The sequence below is a fragment of the Polaromonas sp. genome (assembly GCF_039930745.1).
Taxonomy (GTDB): Bacteria; Pseudomonadota; Gammaproteobacteria; order Burkholderiales; family Burkholderiaceae_C; genus Polaromonas.
In genome coordinates this window covers 1-3,921 of the sequence record NZ_JBDTTH010000172.1, presented here as the reverse complement: position 1 = coordinate 3,921, position 3,921 = coordinate 1, and the positions used below count along the sequence as shown (strand labels likewise).

Sequence of the window (3,921 nt, the reverse complement as noted above, 5' to 3'; positions counted from 1 at the left end):
GACGATGCGGTGCTGCTGATCTTCAAGAACGGCTACACCTCGGCCACCGGCACGCAGGACATCATTTCGACACCAAGTGACGACGCCAAGTTCAACGCGACCGACAAGCTGCAAAGCCTGACGCAGACCAACACCACGATCGAAAAAACCCTGCAGGGCCTGGGCATCCAGTGGCTGCGCACGGTGCACACCTACCATGTGGAGGAGATGCGCCAGACGCTCAACGAAGCCTTCACCACCGACTTTAACGGGCTCAAGGTCATCATTGCCGAGGGCGAATGCCAGCTGGAGCGCCAGCGCCGCATCAAGCCCTGGCTGGCCGGCCTGCTCAAAAAAGGCAAACGCGTGGTGCGCGTGAAATACGGCGTGGATGAAGATGTCTGCAACGGCGACCATGCCTGCATCCGCCTCTCTGGCTGCCCGACACTCACATTGAAAGACAACCCCGACCCGCTCAAGGTGGACCCGGTGGCCACCGTGATCGACGGCTGCGTCGGCTGCGGCCTGTGCGGCGCCAATGCGCATGCGGCAACGCTCTGCCCCTCGTTTTACCGCGCCGAAGTCATCCAGAACCCCAAATGGCACGAGCGGCTGCTGGGCAGCGTGCGTGGCGCCTTCGTACGGGCACTGCAAACATCATGAACATGAATCAACAAAAACCCATCACGCTGTTGATCTGCGCGCTTGGCGGCGAAGGCGGCGGCGTGCTGACCGAGTGGCTGGTCGACATCGCGCTGGCCAGCGGCTACGCGGCGCAAAGCACCTCGATCCCCGGCGTCGCCCAGCGCACCGGCGCCACCACCTATTACCTGGAAGTTTTTCCGGTGCCGCTGGCTGAACTAGGCGGCAGGCGCCCGGTGTTCAGCCTGAACCCGGTGCCCGGCGCCCTCGATGGCGTGATCTCCTCCGAGCTGCTGGAAACTGCACGCCAGGTCGGCAACGGCATGGCTTCGCCGCAGCGCACCCTGGTGATCACCTCCACGAGCCGCACCCTGACCACCGCCGAGCGCGTGGTGCCCGGCGACGGGCGCACTGACCCTGCGCCACTGCTGCAGGCCATAGGCGCACAAAGCCGCACCACCCAGGTCTTCGACATGGGACAGATGGCCAAAGACTGCGGCACCGTCGTCAGCGCCGTGATGCTGGGCGCGATCGCCGGCAGCGGCCTGTTGCCCTTTGTGCGCCAGGCGTATGAAGACGCGATTCGCCAGGGCGGCAAAGGGGCCGATGCCAGCCTGCGCGGCTTCGATTGCGCGTTTGCCCAGGTGTCCGCCCAGCAGGCGCAGACCGCCCTGGTGTCCGGATTGCTATCAAATGATGAGCGCCCCACCCCCGCCGTTCGGGGGCTGGAGGTCGATTTGGTCAAAATTTTCCCGCCTGCCGTGCACGAGATGCTGGCGCTGGGCCATGCGCGCATGCTGGAGTACCAGGACCGCGACTACGCCGACCTGTATGTGCAGCGCCTGCAGCGGGTGCTGAGGGCCGAGCAGCTTGCCGACCCCGCTGCCGCACAGGCTTACGCCACCACACGCGAGATGGCGCGCTGGCTGGCACTGTGGATGGCTTTCGACGACATCGTGCGCGTGGCCGACCTGAAAAGCAGCGCCAGCCGCTGGCAGCGTGTGCACGGCGAAGTCAAGGCCGGCGCCGATGATTTGCTGCAGGTCTACGACCACTTCAAGCCGGGCGCAGCAGAGTTTGCCGCGCTGCTGCCGGCCAGCCTGGCCGCGCGCGTGACACGCTGGGACCGCAAGCGGGTGGCGAGCGGCAAGGCGCCCTGGGCCCTGCCGCTCAAGGTGGGCACACATTCGGTCTTCGGCATGCTCTCGTTGCGCCTGCTGGCCAGCCTGAAGTGGCTGCGCGTGCGCGGTAGCCGCTACGCCACCGAACAGACGCTGATCACGCAGTGGCTGGACGGCGTGGTGCGCGGCACGCAGACCGATTGGCAACTCGGCCACGAGATCGCGCTGTGCGGCCGCCTGATCAAGGGGTATGGCAGCACCAACGAGCGCGGCAAGGACAACCTGATGCATGTGCTGGAGCACCTGGCCACCGGCGCATCCTTCGCATCGAACGAGTCACGCGCCACCGCGATTGCCCAGGCACGCGAGGCCGCGCTGGCGGATGAAGCCGGCAAGGCGCTGGACCAGACCCTGGTGCAGCACGGTGCACCGGCACGGCCGGTCAAGGCCCAGCCCATACGCTGGATGCAGAACCCGCACCGCAAGCCGCGCGCCAGGCCATCCTGATCCACATCACGCGCACCCAGACCATCAACCCAAAAAAAGGAGACAAACCATGAAAACCACCTTCCACCCGCAGCGCCGCGCCCTGCTTGCGCTGGCCCTTGCCGCGGGCGCCATGCTGCCTGCCGCCCACGCCCAGACCGCCCCCTGGCCGACCAAGCCGGTCAAAGTCATCGTCAACTTCCCGCCCGGCGGCGCGGCCGACCAGCTGGCACGCGCCGTTGGCGTGCCGCTGGCCGAAGTCCTGGGCCAGCCCGTGGTGGTGGAAAACCGCGGCGGCGCCAATGGCAACATTGGCGGCGAAGCCGTAGCGAAGGCGCCAGCCGACGGCTACACCCTGCTCATGAGTTCGGGCGGCATGGTCTCTGTCAACCCGCACCTGTACACCAAAATGGCTTTTGACCCCGCCAAGGACCTGGTGCCCGTGGCGGCTGCCGCGCGCGTCCTGGTGTTCCTGGAGGTCAAGCCAACCCTGCCCGTCAACAACATCAAGGAGTTCCTGGCCTACATGAAGGCCCACCCCGGCAAGCTGTCCTTCGGCTCGCCCGGCAATGGCAGCTCGCCGCACCTGGCGGCCGAGATGCTGAAGGGCCAGACCGGCGCCTTTGCCGTGCACGTGCCTTATCGCGGCGCGGCGCCCGCCATGCAGGACCTGCTGGGCGGCCAGCTCGACTTCATGTTCGACCCCGGCATCGGCCTGCAGCATGTCAGAGCCGGCAAACTCAAGCTGCTGGCCGTAGGCAGCGCCAAGCGCTCGCCATTGTTCCCCGACGTGCCCACACTGGACGAAGCCGGCCTGAAAAACTTTGACGCCGACACCTGGTTCGGCTTTTATGCACCGGCCGGCACGCCACCCGCCGTGGTGAGCCGCCTGAACAGCGAGATCAACAAGATCCTCGGATCACAGGCCGTGAAAGACCGCATTCTGGCCCTGGGCGGCGTGCCCGCGCCGATGTCGCCGGCCGACTTCAACATGCGCGCATCGATTGACGGCACGCGTTTTGGGGCGCTGATCAAGGCGCGGAACATTAAAGGTGATTAAAGGCCCCCACGGTTGCTCACTGCGTGTAGCGCCCTGCCCCCCGAGGGGGCCGCTGCGCCTACGGCCCGGCTAAGCCGGTTCCGTGGCCCCAGCTTGAACAAGAAAGGCGTCCCGTGCCTTACGTGACACCGGTGCCTTGACGACATAATTCAGCCATGAGCAAACAGATCACCCACACCATACGCGTTGAATTCGGCGATTGCGACCCGGCGCGTATTGTGTGGTTCCCCAATTTCTTCCGCTGGATAGACGCCGCCTCGCGGAATTTCTTTGTGCAGTGCGGCGTGCCGTCCTGGCAGGAAACCGAACAAACCATGGGCGTGATCGGCACGCCACTGGTGGACACGCATTCACGTTTTCTGCGCACCGCGACTTACGGTGACATGCTGGACATCCAGGTGACGATTCCGGAATGGCGCGAGAAAAGTTTTGTGCAGCGTTACCGCATCATGCGCGGCAGCGAAGCCATCATGGAATGCGATGAAGTGCGCATCTTCGCCGGCCGCCGCACCGACAACCCGGAAGCCATCCGCGCGCTGCCGATTCCGTCTGAGATTCGCAGTCTCTGCGAATAGCAAGGGCGGATTCAAGTACGAAGTGCATCGTTCAGAAATAGGGTGGGCCAAGAGCAAA

General features: G+C 65.2%; 3 protein-coding genes and 1 pseudogene. All 4 read left to right on the top strand.

The window, feature by feature from the left end:
* Window positions 1–642, top strand: a pseudogene (locus tag ABI660_RS23195) (indolepyruvate ferredoxin oxidoreductase); the annotation flags it as partial.
* Window positions 643–644: 2 nt separating this feature from the next.
* Window positions 645–2,249, top strand: coding sequence for an indolepyruvate oxidoreductase subunit beta family protein (locus ABI660_RS23190; protein WP_348072582.1), 1,605 nt, complete (start codon window positions 645–647; stop codon window positions 2,247–2,249).
* Window positions 2,250–2,298: 49 nt separating this feature from the next.
* Entirely contained in the window at window positions 2,299–3,288 is a 990-nt protein-coding gene (locus ABI660_RS23185) for a tripartite tricarboxylate transporter substrate binding protein (RefSeq protein ID WP_348072580.1), read from the top strand.
* Between the two features lie 155 nt (window positions 3,289–3,443).
* Window positions 3,444–3,863 (top strand): acyl-CoA thioesterase, encoded by a 420-nt coding sequence (locus tag ABI660_RS23180; protein WP_348072578.1) that lies wholly within the window; start codon window positions 3,444–3,446, stop codon window positions 3,861–3,863.
* The last annotated feature ends 58 nt before the right edge of the window (window positions 3,864–3,921 follow it).

Bases quoted from the DNA above. Each gene is read 5' to 3' on its own strand.
- ABI660_RS23190 (WP_348072582.1), top strand. From the start codon at position 645: ATGAATCAACAAAAACCCATCACGCTGTTGATCTGCGCGCTTGGCGGC.
- ABI660_RS23185 (WP_348072580.1), top strand. From the start codon at position 2,299: ATGAAAACCACCTTCCACCCGCAGCGCCGCGCCCTGCTTGCGCTGGCC.
- ABI660_RS23180 (WP_348072578.1), top strand. From the start codon at position 3,444: ATGAGCAAACAGATCACCCACACCATACGCGTTGAATTCGGCGATTGC.